The 16,906-nt window shown below is 59.7% G+C and carries 14 protein-coding genes; 6 read left to right on the top strand and 8 right to left on the bottom strand.

The window, feature by feature from the left end; all coding sequences use genetic code 11:
• Positions 1-69: 69 nt before the first annotated feature.
• Complete coding sequence (locus BN3002_RS06960) at positions 70-786, top strand: PspA/IM30 family protein (protein WP_058237252.1); 717 nt, start codon at positions 70-72, stop codon at positions 784-786.
• 138 nt (positions 787-924) lie between these two features.
• Positions 925-1,488 carry an NYN domain-containing protein gene (locus BN3002_RS06965; protein ID WP_058237253.1) on the top strand — a complete coding sequence of 188 codons (564 nt, stop codon included), beginning with the start codon at positions 925-927 and terminating at the stop codon, positions 1,486-1,488.
• 691 nt (positions 1,489-2,179) lie between these two features.
• Here BN3002_RS06965 and BN3002_RS06970 read toward each other — a convergent pair.
• Positions 2,180-3,928: a glycerol-3-phosphate dehydrogenase/oxidase gene (locus BN3002_RS06970; protein ID WP_058237254.1), complete on the bottom strand. Its 1,749-nt coding sequence runs from the start codon at positions 3,926-3,928 to the stop codon at positions 2,180-2,182.
• A gap of 233 nt (positions 3,929-4,161) precedes the next feature.
• Between BN3002_RS06970 and BN3002_RS06975 the strand changes: the two genes are divergently transcribed.
• The gene (locus BN3002_RS06975) at positions 4,162-5,100 is read left to right on the top strand and encodes a sugar-binding transcriptional regulator (RefSeq protein ID WP_058237881.1); all 939 of its coding nucleotides are present in this window, start codon (positions 4,162-4,164) and stop codon (positions 5,098-5,100) included.
• Here BN3002_RS06975 and BN3002_RS06980 read toward each other — a convergent pair.
• From BN3002_RS06980 to BN3002_RS07010, 7 genes are all read right to left on the bottom strand, one after another.
• A complete protein-coding gene (locus tag BN3002_RS06980) occupies positions 5,097-6,113 on the bottom strand; it encodes an ADP-ribosylglycohydrolase family protein (protein WP_058237882.1) in 1,017 nt (338 codons plus the stop codon). The two genes, BN3002_RS06975 and BN3002_RS06980, sit on opposite strands and share 4 nt — an antisense overlap.
• Before the next feature lie 501 nt (positions 6,114-6,614).
• Positions 6,615-8,222 carry a lysine--tRNA ligase gene (gene lysS / locus BN3002_RS06985; RefSeq protein WP_082628583.1) on the bottom strand — a complete coding sequence of 536 codons (1,608 nt, stop codon included), beginning with the start codon at positions 8,220-8,222 and terminating at the stop codon, positions 6,615-6,617.
• 10 nt (positions 8,223-8,232) lie between these two features.
• Positions 8,233-8,757, bottom strand: a complete 525-nt coding sequence (gene panD, locus BN3002_RS06990; RefSeq protein ID WP_371935775.1) for an aspartate 1-decarboxylase — start codon at positions 8,755-8,757, stop codon at positions 8,233-8,235.
• Positions 8,750-9,664, bottom strand: a complete 915-nt coding sequence (gene panC, locus BN3002_RS06995) for a pantoate--beta-alanine ligase (protein WP_058237255.1) — start codon at positions 9,662-9,664, stop codon at positions 8,750-8,752. The genes panD and panC overlap by 8 nt, the downstream gene beginning before the upstream one ends.
• 145 nt (positions 9,665-9,809) lie before the next feature.
• Positions 9,810-10,799: a Rossmann-like and DUF2520 domain-containing protein gene (locus tag BN3002_RS07000; RefSeq protein WP_257525566.1), complete on the bottom strand. Its 990-nt coding sequence runs from the start codon at positions 10,797-10,799 to the stop codon at positions 9,810-9,812.
• 11 nt (positions 10,800-10,810) lie between these two features.
• A complete protein-coding gene (locus BN3002_RS07005; RefSeq protein WP_058237256.1) occupies positions 10,811-12,667 on the bottom strand; it encodes a PH domain-containing protein in 1,857 nt (618 codons plus the stop codon).
• Between the two features lie 68 nt (positions 12,668-12,735).
• Positions 12,736-13,218, bottom strand: coding sequence for a PH domain-containing protein (locus BN3002_RS07010; protein WP_058237886.1), 483 nt, complete (start codon positions 13,216-13,218; stop codon positions 12,736-12,738).
• Between the two features lie 125 nt (positions 13,219-13,343).
• On the opposite strand from BN3002_RS07010, the gene BN3002_RS07015 reads away from it, so the two are divergent.
• From BN3002_RS07015 to BN3002_RS07025, 3 genes are all read left to right on the top strand, one after another.
• Positions 13,344-14,066 carry a response regulator transcription factor gene (locus tag BN3002_RS07015; RefSeq protein ID WP_058237257.1) on the top strand — a complete coding sequence of 241 codons (723 nt, stop codon included), beginning with the start codon at positions 13,344-13,346 and terminating at the stop codon, positions 14,064-14,066.
• Between the two features lie 59 nt (positions 14,067-14,125).
• Positions 14,126-15,568 carry a sensor histidine kinase gene (locus BN3002_RS07020; RefSeq protein ID WP_082628585.1) on the top strand — a complete coding sequence of 481 codons (1,443 nt, stop codon included), beginning with the start codon at positions 14,126-14,128 and terminating at the stop codon, positions 15,566-15,568.
• A 132-nt stretch (positions 15,569-15,700) separates the two neighbouring features.
• Positions 15,701-16,735, top strand: coding sequence for an HD domain-containing protein (locus BN3002_RS07025; protein WP_058237259.1), 1,035 nt, complete (start codon positions 15,701-15,703; stop codon positions 16,733-16,735).
• Positions 16,736-16,906: the final 171 nt, after the last annotated feature.

Below are 16,906 nucleotides of genomic sequence, written 5' to 3' on the forward strand. Positions count from 1 at the left end.
TGCCACAGATCTATAGTATTGAATCGAAGCGTGAGACGAATCACGTCATGAGATACGGGAGGAGCCCCGATGGCAGAGAAGCAGACAATTCTAGGACGAATGGCACAGCTGGCGAAAGCCAACATTAACGCTTTGCTGGATCGTGCCGAAGACCCACAAAAGATGCTTGATCAGCTGATTCGCGATTACACCAACTCGATTGCGGAAGCTGAAAATGCTGTCGCACAAACAGTTGGAAACCTGCGCCTGGCCGAACGCGACCATGAGCAGGACACCAAGCTTGCTGCTGACTGGGGTCAGAAGGCGGCTGCTGCCTCGAACAAGGCTGATCAGGAACGCGAAGCTGGCAACCAGGAGGAAGCCGACCGCTGGGATAAGCTCGCGCGAGTCGCAATCGGCAAGCAGATCCAGTTCGAGAACGAAGCCAAGCAGGCTGAGCCGATGATCGCCTCGCAGACCGAGGTTGTCAACAAGCTCAAGGACGGCCTGGCTGTCATGAAGGACAAGCTGTCTGAGCTGAAGTCGAAGCGCGATTCTCTGGTTGCTCGTCAGCGCACCGCCGAAGCACAGACGAAGGTCAACGATGCGCTTGGCACGATCAACCTGCTGGATCCGACGTCTGAATTGTCACGCTACGAGGATCGCGTCCGCCGCGCCGAGGCGCTCGCTCAGGGCAAGATGGAAGTCGCATCCTCCAGCATTGAGGACCAGTTCGCAGAGCTGGAAACCGATTCGTCGCAGATTGAGATCGAGCAGCGTCTGGCTGCATTGAAGAAGCACGAGTAGTTCGCCGCGTGCACGCCGAGATTCTTCAAACGTCCCATCACCTCTATTGTGATGGGACGTTTTATATGTTGAACTTTTAAAAGACTGAGTATGAAAACACGTTTCCTTTCTGAAACGCCTGGGACTAATCTGTAATCCATGGATGAAATAACATATTTAGTCGTCGATGGCGAAAACATAGATGCAACATTAGGTATGTCAGTTCTGGAACGCCGCCCTAATCCGGAGGAACGTCCCCGCTGGGACCGCGTTCTCGATGCAGCGACCCACACATGGAGCCAGCCAACGAAAGGATTGTTCTTCCTCAACGGTTCCAATGGGCACCTCCCGATGGGTTTCATACAGGCTCTGACCGCCATGAATTACACACCAATCCCTCTGGCGTGCGAGTCCCCCACCGTCAAGGTTGTCGACGTCGGCATTCAAAAAACCCTGTCAGCCATCGCAGAACTCGATGGCGCCTCAGTGATCCTGGCGAGCCATGACGGAGACTTTGTCCCGCAGGTCCGCGAGCTCCTGTCAATGGGGCGCAAGGTCGCGATCGTGTGCTTCAAGGAGTTCCTTTCCGCCCAGCTCCAGGAGCTTGTTGACGAGGGACTTGAGGTGCTCGACCTCGAGCATGACCTCGACGCTTTCCAGGTGGTGCTTCCTCGGCTTCAGATCATCGATCTGGAGGCTTTCGACCCCTTCGCATTCCTGTAAGCCCCTCCCTCAACGCTTTTCGGAAGCAGCACCTTTCCGATGCACTCGTGCCGCGATGGCATGCTGGCGTGGTTGTGCTACAGGCTCGGCTTTCTCAGTGACCAAACCCGCGTGAGGAGTCCCAGGTCAGATAGCTCGCAGTGCCCACTGTCCGCTCACCGCGAGCCTCGTGCACCATGCCCTAGATCTGTCTTTCGCACATGCACGATCCCCTAGATCTACCCCTCACACATGCACATACCCCTAGATTCTCCCTGTTTTTTGCACGATCCCCTAGATCTAACGCCCCGTCATTGTGCCGCGTTCCTCAAAACGCAGGTCACAAGACATTCCAATTTTCGAGGGATGTCCTGTCCTCTGTTGATCTAGGGGGTTGTGCACAAATCCCCCTAAGATTTAGGGGTTCGTGCAGGAGAGCATTCAGGATCTAGGGGTTCGTGCACGAAAGAGGTTAAGATCTAGCGCATTGTGCAGCGAGCGGTACATGGCCTGATCAACGGAGCACCCACGACAGGCCCAACGAGCACCCGTCAAGATAGTGCCGACTCGTGGCGACAACCGGTCAAGGTCTTACGAGGCCACGCTATCCGGGGTAAAGCGTGAGGGTGCATCATCCCCGAGCCTCCGCGCAACGCACCGTTAGCCAAGCGGGGCGACGCGGCGTTGACCGGGGACAAAGCTGAGTGCTGATTCAGCCCTGGACGTCAGGAGCAACGTCCTTGAAGGGCCGGATCGGTTCTACCTGCTCGCGGACGGCCTGCGCTTGCTTCTCATCCCAGATGCCTTCGGCTTCACGCTCAGCATCGCATCGCGCCTGATACGACGCCTTCTCACGCGCGGTCGTTTCTTCATCCCAATCCAGCATTGCAGCCGCGATCTGAGCCACCGCATCCAGGGATTCCACTCCGCGATCCTTGTGCTCATAGTGGATGCGGGTACGACGTGTCAGCAGGTCCTCGATGTGCAGGGCTCCCTCGTACGCAATGCCGAATGCAATTTCCGCCCTGAGATATTCGGGCGCGCCGGGCAACTCGTCTCCGAGAGAAGGATCCTCCTTAATCATTGACAGCACCAACTCGATATCGGCCCCGTACCGATCCAGGAGATCTTCGACGTGGTCGACGCTTAGACCAGACTCCTGCGCCAATTTCTTGCGGGATTCCCACATCGCGAAGTAGCCGTTCGCTCCCTCGAGCGGTGTCTTTTCTGTGACGCACGGCTTGTTCTTCGCCCCAGAGCCGAGCGCAAAGTCCACTGCGTCCTGCGCCATCTGGCGATACGACGTCAGCTTGCCTCCCGCGATCACCGTCAGCCCAGGAGCGGCTTCCGTCACCGTATGTTCACGCGACACTTTCGTGGACTTGGTTTCGTCATTGTCGAGGGTTCCGGGTTGAAGCAGCGGACGCAGACCGGCATACGTGCCGATAATGTCGTCACGCGTCAGCGGGGTCGCCAGCACCGAGTTGGCATGTTCAAGCAGGTAGTCGATATCCTCCCTGTCGGCAACAGGTTCGAGGCGATCCTCATGGTAGGCGGTGTCTGTCGTGCCGATGATCCAGTACCGCTTCCACGGAATAATGAAAAGCACGGATTTCTCGGTACGCAGGAAGATACCGACTTTCGACTTGATCGCATCTTTGGGCACCACGATGTGAATACCTTTCGATGCCAGAACTTTCAGTCCCCCGCCGGTGTGCGCCAGCGACTGCGTTTTCTCAGTCCACACACCCGTCGCATTGATGACGCTACGAGCTTTGATATGCAAGTCTTCGCCAGTTTCGAGGTCCACCACATGCGCCCCTCGAACCCGGCCGGAGGAATCCTGATCAAGTTCCTGAACCTGAACCCGGTTGGCAGCCAGCGCACCGTAACGCACCGCCGTGCGCACAAGCGTCACCACCAGGCGCGCATCATCTACACGCGCGTCGTAGTAGACGATCGATCCTGTTAACGCATCGGGTTTGATGGCGGGCGCCAGCTTCAGGGACCCTTTCTTCGAGTAATGCTTCTGGATCGGAACAGACCCGCGGTGCGCAAACTGGGCCAGTACGTCATACATCCCGACACCGATAGCCGAATACGTGCGCTCAATGACCGGAATCTTCAACGGCCACAAGAACGGCTGCGCCTTCACCAGGTGAGGAGCGTTCTGCGTCAGCAGCAGACCGCGTTCCCGCAAGGATTCGTTCACGAGTTTGAAGTCGAGTTGGTACAGGTAGCGCAACCCGCCGTGCACCAGTTTCGAGGAGCGCGACGAGGTACCCGAGGCCCAGTCCTGCGCTTCCACGATTCCCACCCGCAGGCCACGCGTGGCGGCGTCAACGGCGATACCTGCTCCTGTCACTCCGCCACCGATGACGAGTACATCCAGCTCAGGGCCTGACGCCATCTCCTGCAGGGCATCGTGTCGGGCTGTGGGTGATAGAACTGGGATACTCATCTGCGTCTCCATCGATCGTGTTGTTGGACCGTACTTCTTTATCGCGACATTTAGTCGCGCTGCCTGCTCGCGCTAATCGATCACGCTCTTAGACGCGCTTCTCGATCGTGCTTGACGAGTTGTTGCCTTCATTATCTCAGAAATGCACGTCTACCCAAAGGTGTTGGGCATTTGTGCATGAGAGACTGGGAGTCGTGAGCAAACGTGATGAGCTGGCACTGCAAGCGGCCGTTCTGTACTACATCCGCGAAGAAAAGATGGAGGCGATAGCCTCCCAATTGAACATGTCGCGCTCGTCGGTTTCACGCCTGCTGTCCTACGCCAAAGAGGTGGGACTGGTGCGCATCCAGGTGCAGGACCTGGCCGGTGCGCGCACCGACCTGGAACGCGAAATTGCGCAGGCGTTCCACGTCAACGCAGTCGTCGTCCCTGTTTCATCAGTAGACACCCCTGTCGCCACGCTTGAATCGGTGGCGCAGGTGGCCGCGGCGCAGCTCGCCAACTTGATGCAACCTGGCGCCACGCTTGGAATCGCCTGGGGCAATACAACAGCAGAAGTCACGCGCCACTTGGCCAGGACTCCCCTGCCCAACGTCACGGTCGTCCAGCTCAACGGGGCCGGTAATGCGGCACAGTCAGGTGTCCCGTACGCGGGTTCAATCATGTCGCGCGCTGCTGAAGCGCTTGGTGGCCAGACGGTCTACTTCCCCGTCCCCGCGTTCTTCGACTATGCCGACACTAAAGAGGCACTGTGGCGCGAACGCTCAATTCGCCAGGTCCTGACGACGATCGAGTCGTCAACCGTGGCACTGTTCGGTGTGGGTTCGCTCGACGCAGCGCTCCCCTCGCACGTGTATTCGGGCGGATATCTTGACGCCACCGAACTTCACGCAGCACGCGCCGACGGAGTAGTGGGCGATGTCTGTACAGTACTGATCCGCGAAGACGGCTCAACGAATATGGAGCTCAACCATCGAGCATCCGGTCCCATGCCCGACGTATTGCGGCGCATCCCCGTGCGGCTGTGCGTCGTCTCCGGCGTCTCGAAAGCGATTCCCCTGCTGGGAGCATTGCGTGCCGGGGTGATGACGCATCTGGTCGTCGACTCTGAAGCGGCACGCGCACTGCTCAACCGGATGAACCGCGAGCACGGTCAGCGATCGTCTCGCTAACGGGCCCGCTCACGCACGTCAAGCAATTCGAGCGCGGGGGTTGCCACATCGATGCCTGACACGCTCATCACCTGCTCGATGACGGTGTTCGGGAAGACACTGACACCGCATGTCGCACCCAGCATTGCGCCGGTGATCGCGCCGATTGTGTCCGTGTCGCCTCCAATATTGGCGGCCTGGATCAGAGCTTTATAGGGCTGCTGCGCGTAGCGGCGCGCCAGCGCGAACGCGGCCGGAACAGCTTCATTGGATTCGACGGATGTTCCCACCATTTCGCGCAGCCAGGTTGCGAAGTCTTCCTCGTTCCTCTTGCGGGCATGATTGTGGGCGTACTGCGTGCGTGCAACGACGCTGGCTCGCGGACTCCAGTGTCCGGGCGAACCCAGTCGGTCGATTTCGGTCAGCGCAAGTTCAAGTGCTGACAGGGTATCCAACCCGTTGATCCCCAGGCTGACGACTCCGGCGACGAGCGCAGCACTTTCAAAACCCTGCGTCGTATTGTGCGTCACCATGCATGATTCGCGCACTACGCGCGTGAACGCTTCGGCCTCGCGCATGTCGATGGCTATGCCCACCGGCGCCACCCGCATCGCGGCGCCGTTGGTCGTGCCTTCCGTTCCAGTGGTGCCGTATTCGGCGCCGGCACGGATTTCTTCGAGTGCACTCTTGGTGGAGGGGCCGAGCAGGTCGAGGGATCCTCGCGCTCTCATCGTGTCTTCCCACGCGAGCAGGCGGTGCGCCAGTTCAAGCGAATCAATGTGCCCGTCACCGTCGATCAACAGGGAGGCAACCAGGAGGGCCTGTTCGGTGTCGTCGGTGACATGGCCAGCTTTCATGGAGGGCGCGATGGGCTGCGTCGGGCTCGCATCGACGAGGCCGTCCACACGGATGTACGCCTGATGAATCTCCTCATGGCTCATCGATTGCGTGGGCATGCCGAGCGCATCACCGAGAGCAAGTCCAGTCAGAGCGCCGATCGCCCGATCCGCTTTGAGCGCTTGCGTTTGCTTCACGAAGTTCGTCACGAATTACTGCCTTAGTGGTTCTGCGTCGTTTTATTGATGTACGAGGGCATCTTTGGGCGCTGCCACATGAAAGCACATGGGAGCCAGCAGGTGCCTTTCGTTTAATGTAAACACAGAACCTGCATGTTGGCTGAGAAGTTTCGGAGCGTAGGGCTCGTGAGCAGATACGGCCGGCATATATGTGTCCTGCCAGGCAGATGCGCTCAACAGGCGAAAGTCACTGCCAAGCGGGCACGGTCGACGGGCGAAAGTCGCCGGTAAGCAAGTACGTCCAGCAGGTAAATGCCACTAGCAAGCAGTACCCGTATTTGAGCTCCACTGCTTGCGCCTGCGCAGTCGATTGGTCTGCACCGCGGCATCAGGCTGTGAGCAGCGCTGCCATCATCGATCCAACAATGAGCAGTCGCTTCTGGCTCGCCCGGCTCCGATTCATCATGGTCGTGTCCTTCTCATCGATGCAGTGTGGTGGTGCAGGCAGCTCGTAGCGGATCAGATCTTCTTGACCAGCGGGAACGTGATGGTTTCTCTGATTCCCTGCCCCGTCAGAGCCATGAGCAGGCGATCCAGCCCCATTCCCATGCCGCCCGACGGAGGCATGCCGTATTCCATCGCCATCAGGAAGTCCTCGTCCAGCACCATAGCTTCCGGGTCGCCTTCAGCAGCGGCGAGTGCCTGGGCTTCGAAGCGCTGGCGTTGGATCACGGGGTCGACCAGTTCCGAATAGGCTGTGGCCAGTTCAAACCCTCGCACATACAGATCCCACTTTTCCACCACGCCGGGCTTTGAGCGGTGTCCTCGTACCAGCGGTGAGGAATCTTCCGGGAAGTCGCGCACGAAAGTCGGTGCCCACAGACTGTCCCCCACGGTCTTTTCAAAAATGACTTCCGCAATCTTGCCATTGACGTAGTGGTCGGGGATCTCTTCGCCCAGATCCGTTGCGATGCGCACCAAATCCTCGCGAGAAGTCTGCGGGCTGATCGCGGTTCCGACCGCATCCGAAATCGAGTCATACAGGCTGATCGACTCCCACGATCCCGACAGGTCGTAGGTCGAACCGTCGGGCAGGGTGACGACTTCGGTTCCCAGTGCGTCGCGCGCGGCTTTCTGAATGAAATCACGGGTACGCGTGGCCATCGTGTCGTAGGTTCCGTACGCTTCGTACGCTTCCAGCATTGTGAATTCAGGTGAGTGCGACGAGTCAGCGCCTTCATTGCGGAAGTTACGGTTGATCTCGAAGACCTTGTCAACACCACCGACAACTGCGCGCTTGAGATACAGCTCAGGGGCGATACGCAGGTACAACTCCGTGTCGTAGGCATTCATGTGTGTTGAGAACGGGCGTGCTGCCGCACCGCCGTGCAGGACCTGCAGCATCGGCGTCTCAATTTCGATGAACCCTGCGTCATGGAAGTAGTCGCGCAGTGAACGCACAACGTTGGCTCGCATGCGCACCATCTCGCGAGCTGCGGGGCGCACGATCATGTCGAGGTAGCGGCGGCGCACGCGCATGTCCTCCGACAGCGCCATTTCCGTGCCGTCTTCAGCGGTGTAGGTCTTGGGAAGTGGACGCAGTGCCTTGGATGCGATCTTCCATGCGGGGGCATCCTCGCCCTCCCCCGGCTCTGCCATAATCGACAGTTCTCCGCGCCTGGATGAAATCACTCGCCCGTGGACGAAGAGGTGGTCTCCCAGGTCAACCTCGGACTTGTAGGTTGCGAGCGAGTCCGGTCCGACGGAGGCGGCGGACAGCATCACCTGGATGCGCACACCTGCGCCGTCCTGCAAGGTGGCGAAGCAAAGCTTTCCGCCGTTGCGCATCAGCATCACACGGCCGGCGATTCCCACCACATCGTCGGTTTCTTCACCGGCTTCCAGATGTCCATACGCCTCGCGCACCTGAGCGATGGTCGACGTGATCGGCAGTTCAACCGGGTAGGGCTGCTTCCCCTCGTCCAGCATGGTTTGACGTTTACCTGCACGGATCCGCATCTGTTCAGGCGCGTCGTCACGGCCCTGTCCCGCTTCCTTTCGAGGAGCGTTTGAGTCGTTGTGTCCGGCCGGTTTCTGGGGCGTTAGTTCTTCACTCACGTGTGCCATGGTATCTGTTTCAGTCTTTCTTCGAAAAACGAGGGAGGCCTCCACTGTCTTCGTTCATACCTGAACTGTGCAGGTCCAGCTCGCGGGCGCGTTCGGAGTCTTCGGGCACGCGACCAGGATGAGCGCCGCATTCCACGATGTGATTGTCGCGGTCAACGAAGACCACATGAGGCTGCCAGGATTCCAGTCGTGATTCTGGAACGGACACGTACGCCATGATAATGACCAGGTCCCCCACGCCGATTTTTCGGGCTGCGGCACCGTTAAGCTGCACCACGCCCGAACCGGCCGGCCCGGCGATGGTGTACGTCGTCAACCGCTCACCGTTATTGATATCGACGATATCCACCTGCTGGCCTTCACGGATGTCGGCTGCTTCCAGCAGATCCGCATCAATCGTCACCGACCCGACATAGTGCAGGTCGGCATCGGTGACGCGCGCACGATGAATCTTGCCGCATATCATCGGGCGGTACACTTCCGCGGGCGAGCTGGCCGCGCGCGGGCCCATCGCTGGTGCGCTCTGGTCAGTCATTGGCATCCCCCGAGGCGCCCTTTGGGCGGTCAATGATCGTATTGTCGATCAGGCGGGTCGACCCCACGCGCGCTGCCAGCAGCACATATGCGCGGTCGGGCCACTGATCGGTGGTGGGCACCGTTACTCCTGACTGGTCAGAGTCTGCGAGCGCCACGATCTGAAAAGTCGCTTCGTCTGTCAATGCCACATAGTCACGCTCCACGCCTTCGGCTTCGTCGAGCACCTGCGCTGCAGCTTCCACGACTGCGCTGGGCGAGTCACCCTCGTTGGCACGTTGATGAGCGGTGCGCAGGGCGCGCGACAATGTCAACGCGCGTTCACGTTCCTCATCCGAGAGGTACTGGTTGCGGCTGGAAAGTGCCAGGCCGTCTGTATCGCGCGCAATCGGCACGCCTTCGATGCGCACCGGCACGTCGAGTTCGTCCATCAGGTTGCGTACCATCGCGAGCTGTTGCGCGTCCTTTTGGCCAAACAGCGCAACATCGGGGCGGACGCGCTGGATGACCTTGGTGACGACAAGCGCCACGCCAGCCAGGTGCGTGGGCCGGGTCTTGCCTTCCAGAACGCGCGCGATTGGCCCCGGATCAATGGTCACGGCGGGTTCGTGCGGATACACGTCATCGGGCGTCGGGGCGTACACCACGTCCACATCAAGGCCACTGAGCTTGGCGAGGTCGGCGTCAAATGTGCGCGGGTAGGCGTCAAAGTCTTCACCGGGTGCAAACTGCGTCGGATTAACAAAAATCGACACGATCACGTGATCTGCCAGTTCCTTGCCGCGCCGAACGAGCGACAGGTGTCCTTCGTGCAGGGCGCCCATCGTCATGACCAGTGCGCGCGTGCCCGTCAATTGTGCCAGCGCATCATGTAGTTCGGCGCGAGTATGTGCAACGATCGGGGTCATCGTTTCAGCCTCCTTCAGACCCTTCTATTGTTCCCCCGTTTGAGCCTGCTTCCCACCACAATTGGTGCGCAACTGGTCACGATTGACGAGGCTGGCGCACGCGCCGCTGATCGCACGCGACATTGAAGGTGCTGGGGCGAAGCGGTTATGACTCCATCAGGGCGGTGCGCAGCTCGTCGGCTGCGCGTTGGGACAGACGGCCACTGCGCGTGAGCATCGTGATCGTTGCCTGCGCCATATCTGCGTAGTTGTCGGCAGAATCGGTCAGCCGCGCGCCTGCCTGCTCGTTGTCCTCGGCGGCCAGGCGCGCAGCTTTGTGGAGTGCGGTGATGTGTGCGCCGACAGTTCCTGAATCGGCGCGCACGATCGGGCCGGTCAACCCCTGATCTCCTTCGGTCAGTGCGCGATCCAGCGCAGCTTCGACCAGGGGTCGCAGGTACGTGCCGGACTGTTCGACTCCGGCAGCTTCCAGCATGCGTCGGGCGTGCACGATCAGTGTGACGAGGTGGTTGGCACCATGCGCAAGTGCCGCGTGATATAAGGTGCGGTCGTTTTCCTGTACGATCACGGGTTCTCCACCCAACTCCACCACCAGTGCCTGCGCAATCGGCACCAGCGCAGCAGGCGCGGTCACGGCGAATGGTGTGCCCACCAGGCGGGACACATCGATGGACGTGCCGGTGAACGTCATTGCCGGATGCAGTGCGATCGGCAGTGCGCCTGCCTGTTGGGCTTTGTTCAAGATGGCGACGCCGTGCGTTCCGCACGTGTGCGCGACGATCTGGCCAGGACGGAACGCTCCCAGATCTGCCAGTCCGCTCACCAGTGGTTCGATCGCATCGTCAGGGATGGCGATGAGGACCAGGTCGGCGGCGGAGATGACGTCAGGAATATCCATGATCGGCACTCCCGGCAGCATGACCTCTGCACGTTCGCGCGCCTGGGGTGACGACGCATTCACCGCGACGATATCGTGACCGGCTGCACGCAGCGCGGATCCCAGGGGAGGACCGACATGCCCCATCCCAATGATTCCGATATGGAGCTGGTCAGGGCGCGGACGACGCGACGGTTCGCCCGCATGCTCATGCGCGCTGCGCCTCGGGCGCTCATGCGCGTCGTGCAAGGGATTCACAAGTGTTTACCCTACCGCTCGTCAGAGCCCGCTGCGGGCAAGGCGCCGGCAGCAGGTGCACTAGCTGCGGGCGGGGCGTCAGTGTCAGCTCCAGCTGCGGGCGAAACATCCTCAGGTGAATCCTCGTAAGCATTGGCACTGTGTTCAATCTGCTCGGCAACCTTCGGATCGGACACTGACTGGGCCACGCGACGCATCCAGCGTTCAGGCGGCTCATGGTCACGGCGAAGTCGCCCTCGTTCCATCAGGGTTGCAACCATCGTGGTGGCGAATTCCAGGTCAAGATGGTGAGCAGCAATCGGTGCCTGACCGTTGACCAGTTTCGGATTGACCACAGCGAGCTTGCGTCTGCGCAACCACGGCCCCTGGTAGATGCTCACAGACTGGAAACGCTCATAGGGCATGATCGTCAAGGTGTGAGTGACGCGCCCATCGCGCACCGCCATCACCCGTTCGGTCAAAGCCGAGCCGCGCCTGCGCCAGACAATCGGATCCATGACTTTTGAGCGCTCCGGGTTGGGCACAAAGTAGCGGCTGGAACTGCGGTTATCCCCATGCAGGCCGTCGTGGATCAGGGCGAGGGGGTCATCCACACCCAGGTCCTGGATCACCATCCACACAGCCAGTTCAGCTTCTTCGCGCGTGCCGACCGGGAGCAGCACGTAGGAGGCGTCAGCCATTTCCGATCCGTTGGAAGAATTGCCTGCGTAGCCGGCCATCGAGACGGTGACGCGGTACCAGTCTTTGGTGCGCCACAGGAAGGGTTGCGTGATGCGCACGGAGTGGACGCGTCGCGGCGGAATGGTTTGGGAACGCGTCGAAGTCAGGCCCTTGCGAATACGGATGCCCGAAGCTGAGATGCCTGCGCGGAAGTCAAACGCGCCGGCAAAACGGCTCCACACAACACTGCCGATGGGCAGAATACCGACGATGATCGGGATGAAACCTGACACGCCTGCCAGCCCCTCCGTCAGTATCAAGGCGATCATGCCGATCATGGCGGCCAGGAACACCAGGAAGGAGATAATCAGGCCAACCGACATGAACAATGAGGCAATGAGACGTCCAGATGGCACACGGAAGACTTCATTTTCCTGTGCCTCCGGAGCAGGAGCACCAGTGCCGATACTGTCACTTACGGCGACCTGTTCACCGAAGTCAACGTCGGGAGCTTCCGCGGCAGCTTCACGTGCCTGACGCGCCAGTGCAGCGGATGCTGATCCGGATGTGACACCCGCAGCCAGTGCGAGGATTTCGGCGCGCAGATTGTGGAGTGTTTCAGTTTTCAGGTAACCGAACTCCAGGTTCGAATGTGACCCGCCTGCCACTTCGATGGTGACTTTGCCCAGACCGAAAATCCTGCCAAGCAGAGGCTGGACGATGTCAACCGCCTGGATTTTTTCCAGTCGGGCGTGGCGTTGTACTCGGAAGATGATGCCCGACCGGTACCAGACGGCTTCATCTGTGAGAGCGTAGGCTGTGCGCTTCCACGCACAATAGGAGTACACGCCCACCAGCACCGAAAAGAGCGCGATTGCTCCCAGAATGTAGCCCGCGATATGGAGGGCCGGCATGTGGGAGATGACGTCCGAGTCAAGCAGCTCAGAGATCACACCGGTGCCTTGGTAGGCCAGGAATGCCACCAGGGCAGCAAAGAACTGCCACGTGTTGAGGACCGGTGAAATGCGGTGGACTTTACGCCAGCCTTCCTCCGGCAGCGCATTGTCGAGGGCGCTCGCCGTGCGCTTCTTTCGCTCGGACTGTGACGGCGTGTGTGAAGCGGGCAGAGTCGCCCCCGTATGCGGAGTCGATGCAGCGGACGAAGGTGACTGCGAAGGCGAGCATGGCTGTGCGGGCGTCGTTCGCATTGTCGGCTCTACTGGTTCTGTGGGCGCAGGTGCGCCCGATGGGTCTGCGGTCTCGTTGCTCATATCGCTCACAGTCCCGTCAGTTCTTCAGAGCCACGCTTAGCCAGCATGTCGCGCAGCTGGGCTGCCTGGTCGGTCGGCAGGCCATCAATCGAGCCGGCCGTTTCGTTGGACGCTGTGTTGATCTTGATGGACGCAATGCCGTAGTGACGGGCTATCGGCCCCTCGGACACATCGACATACTGGATTCGACCGTAGGGGATAATGCTGAGATTGCGGAACATGATGCCGGAACGGATCATGAATTCGTCGTTGCTGAATGCGAATCCCAGCGCGCGCACCTGCCGCTGGATCAGCCAGATCTGCCAGATGCTGTACGCAATGATGACTCCGGTGCCGATCCACCACCAGGGAAACGACACGATAGCCAGCACTGCGAAGATCAGGGCAAGCGGAATGACGAAGATCAGAACTCCAATTGTGCGCACTCGAGCCAGCGCCGGCGACACCGGCGTAAATGTGATGCCTTCCGGACTCATTGGATCTGTCATCACGGTCTCCCTCATCATTCGTTCAATTTTCATCGTCAATAGTGGCACATCGTTGGGGCGAAGAACATGCTGAACTCTCACGCGTCGTTCAGCCAACTTTCAGGATGAACCGCCACACTAACTGTATGGCTGTTCATATCCCGACTTCATCCGACTCCGCTGAAGCACGTCTGCTCGTCGTCGATGACGAGCCGAATATCCGCGACCTTCTCGCATCATCATTGCGTTTTGCTGGATTCGAAGTGATCGCTGCTGCGGATGGTGCCAGCGCTTTTCACGAGGCCACTCAATCCCACCCTGATCTCATCGTGCTGGATGTGATGCTGCCCGACATGGATGGCTTCACGGTGACGCGGCGTTTACGCGAAGCGGGTATCACGGTTCCGGTCCTGTTCCTGACTGCGCGTGACGATATGCGCGACAAAATCCAGGGGCTGACAGTGGGCGGAGACGACTATGTCACCAAACCTTTCGGCCTGGAGGAAGTCGTCGCTCGCATCCGCGCCATCCTGCGCCGCACTCGCCACAGCGGCGAAGATGACGGCATGCTGCGTGTGGGGGATTTGGAACTGGACGAGGATGCTCACGAGGTTCGCCGCGCGGGCGTCGATATCGAGCTATCCCCCACCGAGTTCAAACTCTTACGCTACCTGATGATCAACGAGGGGCGCGTCGTCTCCAAGATGCAGATCCTTGATCACGTGTGGGAATACGACTGGGATGGTGAAGCAGCCATCGTTGAGTCGTATATTTCCTACCTGCGTCGCAAATTGTCAGTCGAAGGATCGTCGGGCGAGCTCATCCACACTCGCCGCGGCGTGGGCTACATGCTGAGGGAAGACAGCTGACAGTGCAACCCGTCCAATCTGCCCGGCAGATATGGGAACACCGGCCCCTGTCATCACGCATGGTGATCTTGACAGTGGCCTTGCTGGCCCTCGGCCTGACAATGGCTGGAGCAGCAATGATCGGCCTGCTTCAGCGTCACCTGACCTCACAGATCGACGCGCAACTGGTCTCGTCAGCATCACCCCTGGCCCGGCAATCCCTCACCGAATTGACGAACACCAACGCTTATGTTCCAACCCGATTTTTCATTCGCGCGGTGCACGCCGACGGGCAGACCTGGACCTATACGTCGCCTGAAACCTTAGAGTACTCGGGCACGCCGAATATTCCCGACCTGCTCGAGCCGGGCGAATTTGCCAATACTGAATCCGGGTGGACGCGGCCCGTCACCGTCTCATCGTCACTGCCCGGCTCCACGTGGCGGGCAATGGCGATTCCGCTGGGAGTGCGAGGCAGTCAGGATCCCGTTGGGGTCATGACCATTGCACTTCCACTCACTGACGTCCAGCGCACACTGTCAGACACCGCTTTCTACTTCCTGCTGACCTCCATGATTATCGTCATCGCAGGAGGGACGATCGGCCAGTACCTGGTGCGCAAGTCTCTCAAACCGCTGCGCAATATTGAGGTCGTTGCCGGTCGCATCGCTGCCGGAGACCTGAGTCAGCGCATCCCACCCGAACCGCCAACCACTGAAGTCGGATCGCTGGCATTGTCACTCAACACGATGCTCAGTCAGGTCGAACAGTCATTCCATACGCGCGCCGAGTCTGACCGTAAGATCCGTCGTTTCGTCTCTGACGCGTCACACGAGCTGCGCACTCCTCTTGCCGCCATCCGCGGGTACGGCGAGCTCTATCAGATGGGAGGCGTGCCCGGCAACCAGGTTCCAGAAGTCATCAGTCGTATTCACTCCGAGGCCACGCGCATGGGAAACCTCGTGGAGGATCTGCTGACGCTGGCACGAATTGACGAGGGGCGACCTCTTGCCCTGACTCCGGTGGACCTCGTCAAAATTGCTGACAATGCTGCCTCCGACCTTGAGGCGCTCGATCCTGCACGCGACATCACCGTCAGGTCACTGTCCGGGCGTAAAGCTCCAATGACGTTGACGGTCAATGTGGACCGTGACCGCATTCAGCAGGTTTTCACGAATCTGGTAGGCAACATCAACCGCTACACGTCCAGCGATACGCCAGTGGAGCTGGCTCTGGGGCTCAACGACGGCATGGCGATCGTGGAATTCCGTGACCACGGTCCCGGCATTGCTGAAGACGAACAAAAACGCGTCTTTGAGCGCTTCTACCGCACTGAGGATTCACGCGCGCGCACGACGGGCGGATCTGGTCTGGGATTGGCGATCGTTGCTTCGATTATTGGGGCGCACAACGGCACCACTGAGCTGAAAACGACCCCTGGTGGTGGCTTGACGGTGCGTATTGAACTGCCCACACATTTGACTGCGGAGGACCTCACAAACGAGGCAGATCAAGGCATGTGAGGCGCTGCGCGCTGGGCGCGCGATGCTATTTCGCCCACACATCCGCCTTTTTTGGGACTCTCGGGTAGGAATATGACACCAAGTGCGGCTACCATAGCTCGGTATCATCCCTTTCAAGGAGTGTGAATCGTCATGGGTGCTGAAGCACCTCAGTGGCTGTTCAGTTCATTTGTTCAGTCAATGCAGGAGTTGGGGGCTACCGCAACGCCCGCTCAACTTGACGCCGAGGCTCGTGAACTCCTCAGCCGGTGGAATGAGCCGGGTCGAACGCTGCACAATGTGCGGCACCTGATCGATGTACTGGCGCATCTCGATGAGCTGTCGGGGTCAACACACGATCCCGATGTTCTTCGTATCGCAGCGTGGTACCACGGTTTGATCCTGAACCGCGCTGTGCAGGCGGCTTTGTGGGGTTCAAGCCCGCAGGCCGTCAGCGCCGAGTGCGCCGAATTGACTCACGAACACTTGACCGGACTGGGAATCAGCGACGACGTGGCAATGCGGGTTGCCGACCTGATTCGCATGGTCGCCATACACACCGCCCCGCGTGATGACGTGGACGCGCAGGTTCTGGTGGACGCTGACCTCGCTTCGATCGCTGCCGCGCCGCAGGAGTACAAGAAATTCCGTCAGTCGCTGCGTGAAGAATACGAACAAGTCGATGATTTGGCCTACTTGCGTGCCCGCCGGATCGTGGTGCGCCGCCTGCTGGCTCGCGATTCGGTCTTTCACTCCCCTGGCGCTGCTGAATGGGAGTCGCGTGCCCGCGAAAACCTGGAAGCTGAGCTGGCCAAGCTCGATGAAGCAATTCTTGAGAAGGATCCTTCTGATATCTCATCGGCCAGTGACAACACCTCCGGCATCGAAGTGGTGGATGGACCCACAACCGGTCAGTTTGACGATGCGCAAGTAACATCGTCGGGTGCCATCATCATTCGCCGCAAGCATTTGAAGTGGAATAACTGCTCGCAGATGCAGGATGAGGGTGACGACGATGACGTCGAGACGACATCCACCATCCCTGTGCTGGCTCCCGAGGCAGCGGATGGTTACGCGGCGCGCCCCGGTTCCGATGGGGATGACGACTCCGACAACGAAGATGCTTCCTCACTGGAAACAGCTATCGAGACGCTGGATGTGCCCAGCCGCCCCAGTTCTCAGTCCTGAAGCCGCGCGTCAGGCTCCCCCTCGACGCGCGTTCACAGGAGGAGGCGTTCTTCCCGCGCGTTCACAGGAAAAAGCATTCTTCCTGCGCATCCACAGGAGGAGGTATTCTCTGCGCGCATCCACAGGTTCCAGGCGCAATGTTTTCGAGGGCGGCTGCCCTTCCTACGGTAT

It is taken from the genome of Actinomyces ihuae (assembly GCF_001457875.1).
GTDB lineage: Bacteria > Actinomycetota > Actinomycetes > Actinomycetales > Actinomycetaceae > Pauljensenia > Pauljensenia radingae_A.

Excerpts from the sequence above, each read along its gene's own strand:
- BN3002_RS06960 (WP_058237252.1), top strand. The coding sequence starts at position 70 with ATGGCAGAGAAGCAGACAATTCTAGGACGAATGGCACAGCTGGCGAAA.
- BN3002_RS06965 (WP_058237253.1), top strand. The coding sequence starts at position 925 with ATGGATGAAATAACATATTTAGTCGTCGATGGCGAAAACATAGATGCA.
- BN3002_RS06970 (WP_058237254.1), bottom strand. The coding sequence starts at position 3,928 with ATGAGTATCCCAGTTCTATCACCCACAGCCCGACACGATGCCCTGCAG.
- lysS (WP_082628583.1), bottom strand. The coding sequence starts at position 8,222 with ATGGCACACGTGAGTGAAGAACTAACGCCCCAGAAACCGGCCGGACAC.
- panD (WP_371935775.1), bottom strand. The coding sequence starts at position 8,757 with ATGACTGACCAGAGCGCACCAGCGATGGGCCCGCGCGCGGCCAGCTCG.
- panC (WP_058237255.1), bottom strand. The coding sequence starts at position 9,664 with ATGACCCCGATCGTTGCACATACTCGCGCCGAACTACATGATGCGCTG.
- BN3002_RS07005 (WP_058237256.1), bottom strand. The coding sequence starts at position 12,667 with ATGCGAACGACGCCCGCACAGCCATGCTCGCCTTCGCAGTCACCTTCG.
- BN3002_RS07010 (WP_058237886.1), bottom strand. The coding sequence starts at position 13,218 with ATGACAGATCCAATGAGTCCGGAAGGCATCACATTTACGCCGGTGTCG.
- BN3002_RS07015 (WP_058237257.1), top strand. The coding sequence starts at position 13,344 with ATGGCTGTTCATATCCCGACTTCATCCGACTCCGCTGAAGCACGTCTG.
- BN3002_RS07020 (WP_082628585.1), top strand. The coding sequence starts at position 14,126 with ATGGTGATCTTGACAGTGGCCTTGCTGGCCCTCGGCCTGACAATGGCT.
- BN3002_RS07025 (WP_058237259.1), top strand. The coding sequence starts at position 15,701 with ATGGGTGCTGAAGCACCTCAGTGGCTGTTCAGTTCATTTGTTCAGTCA.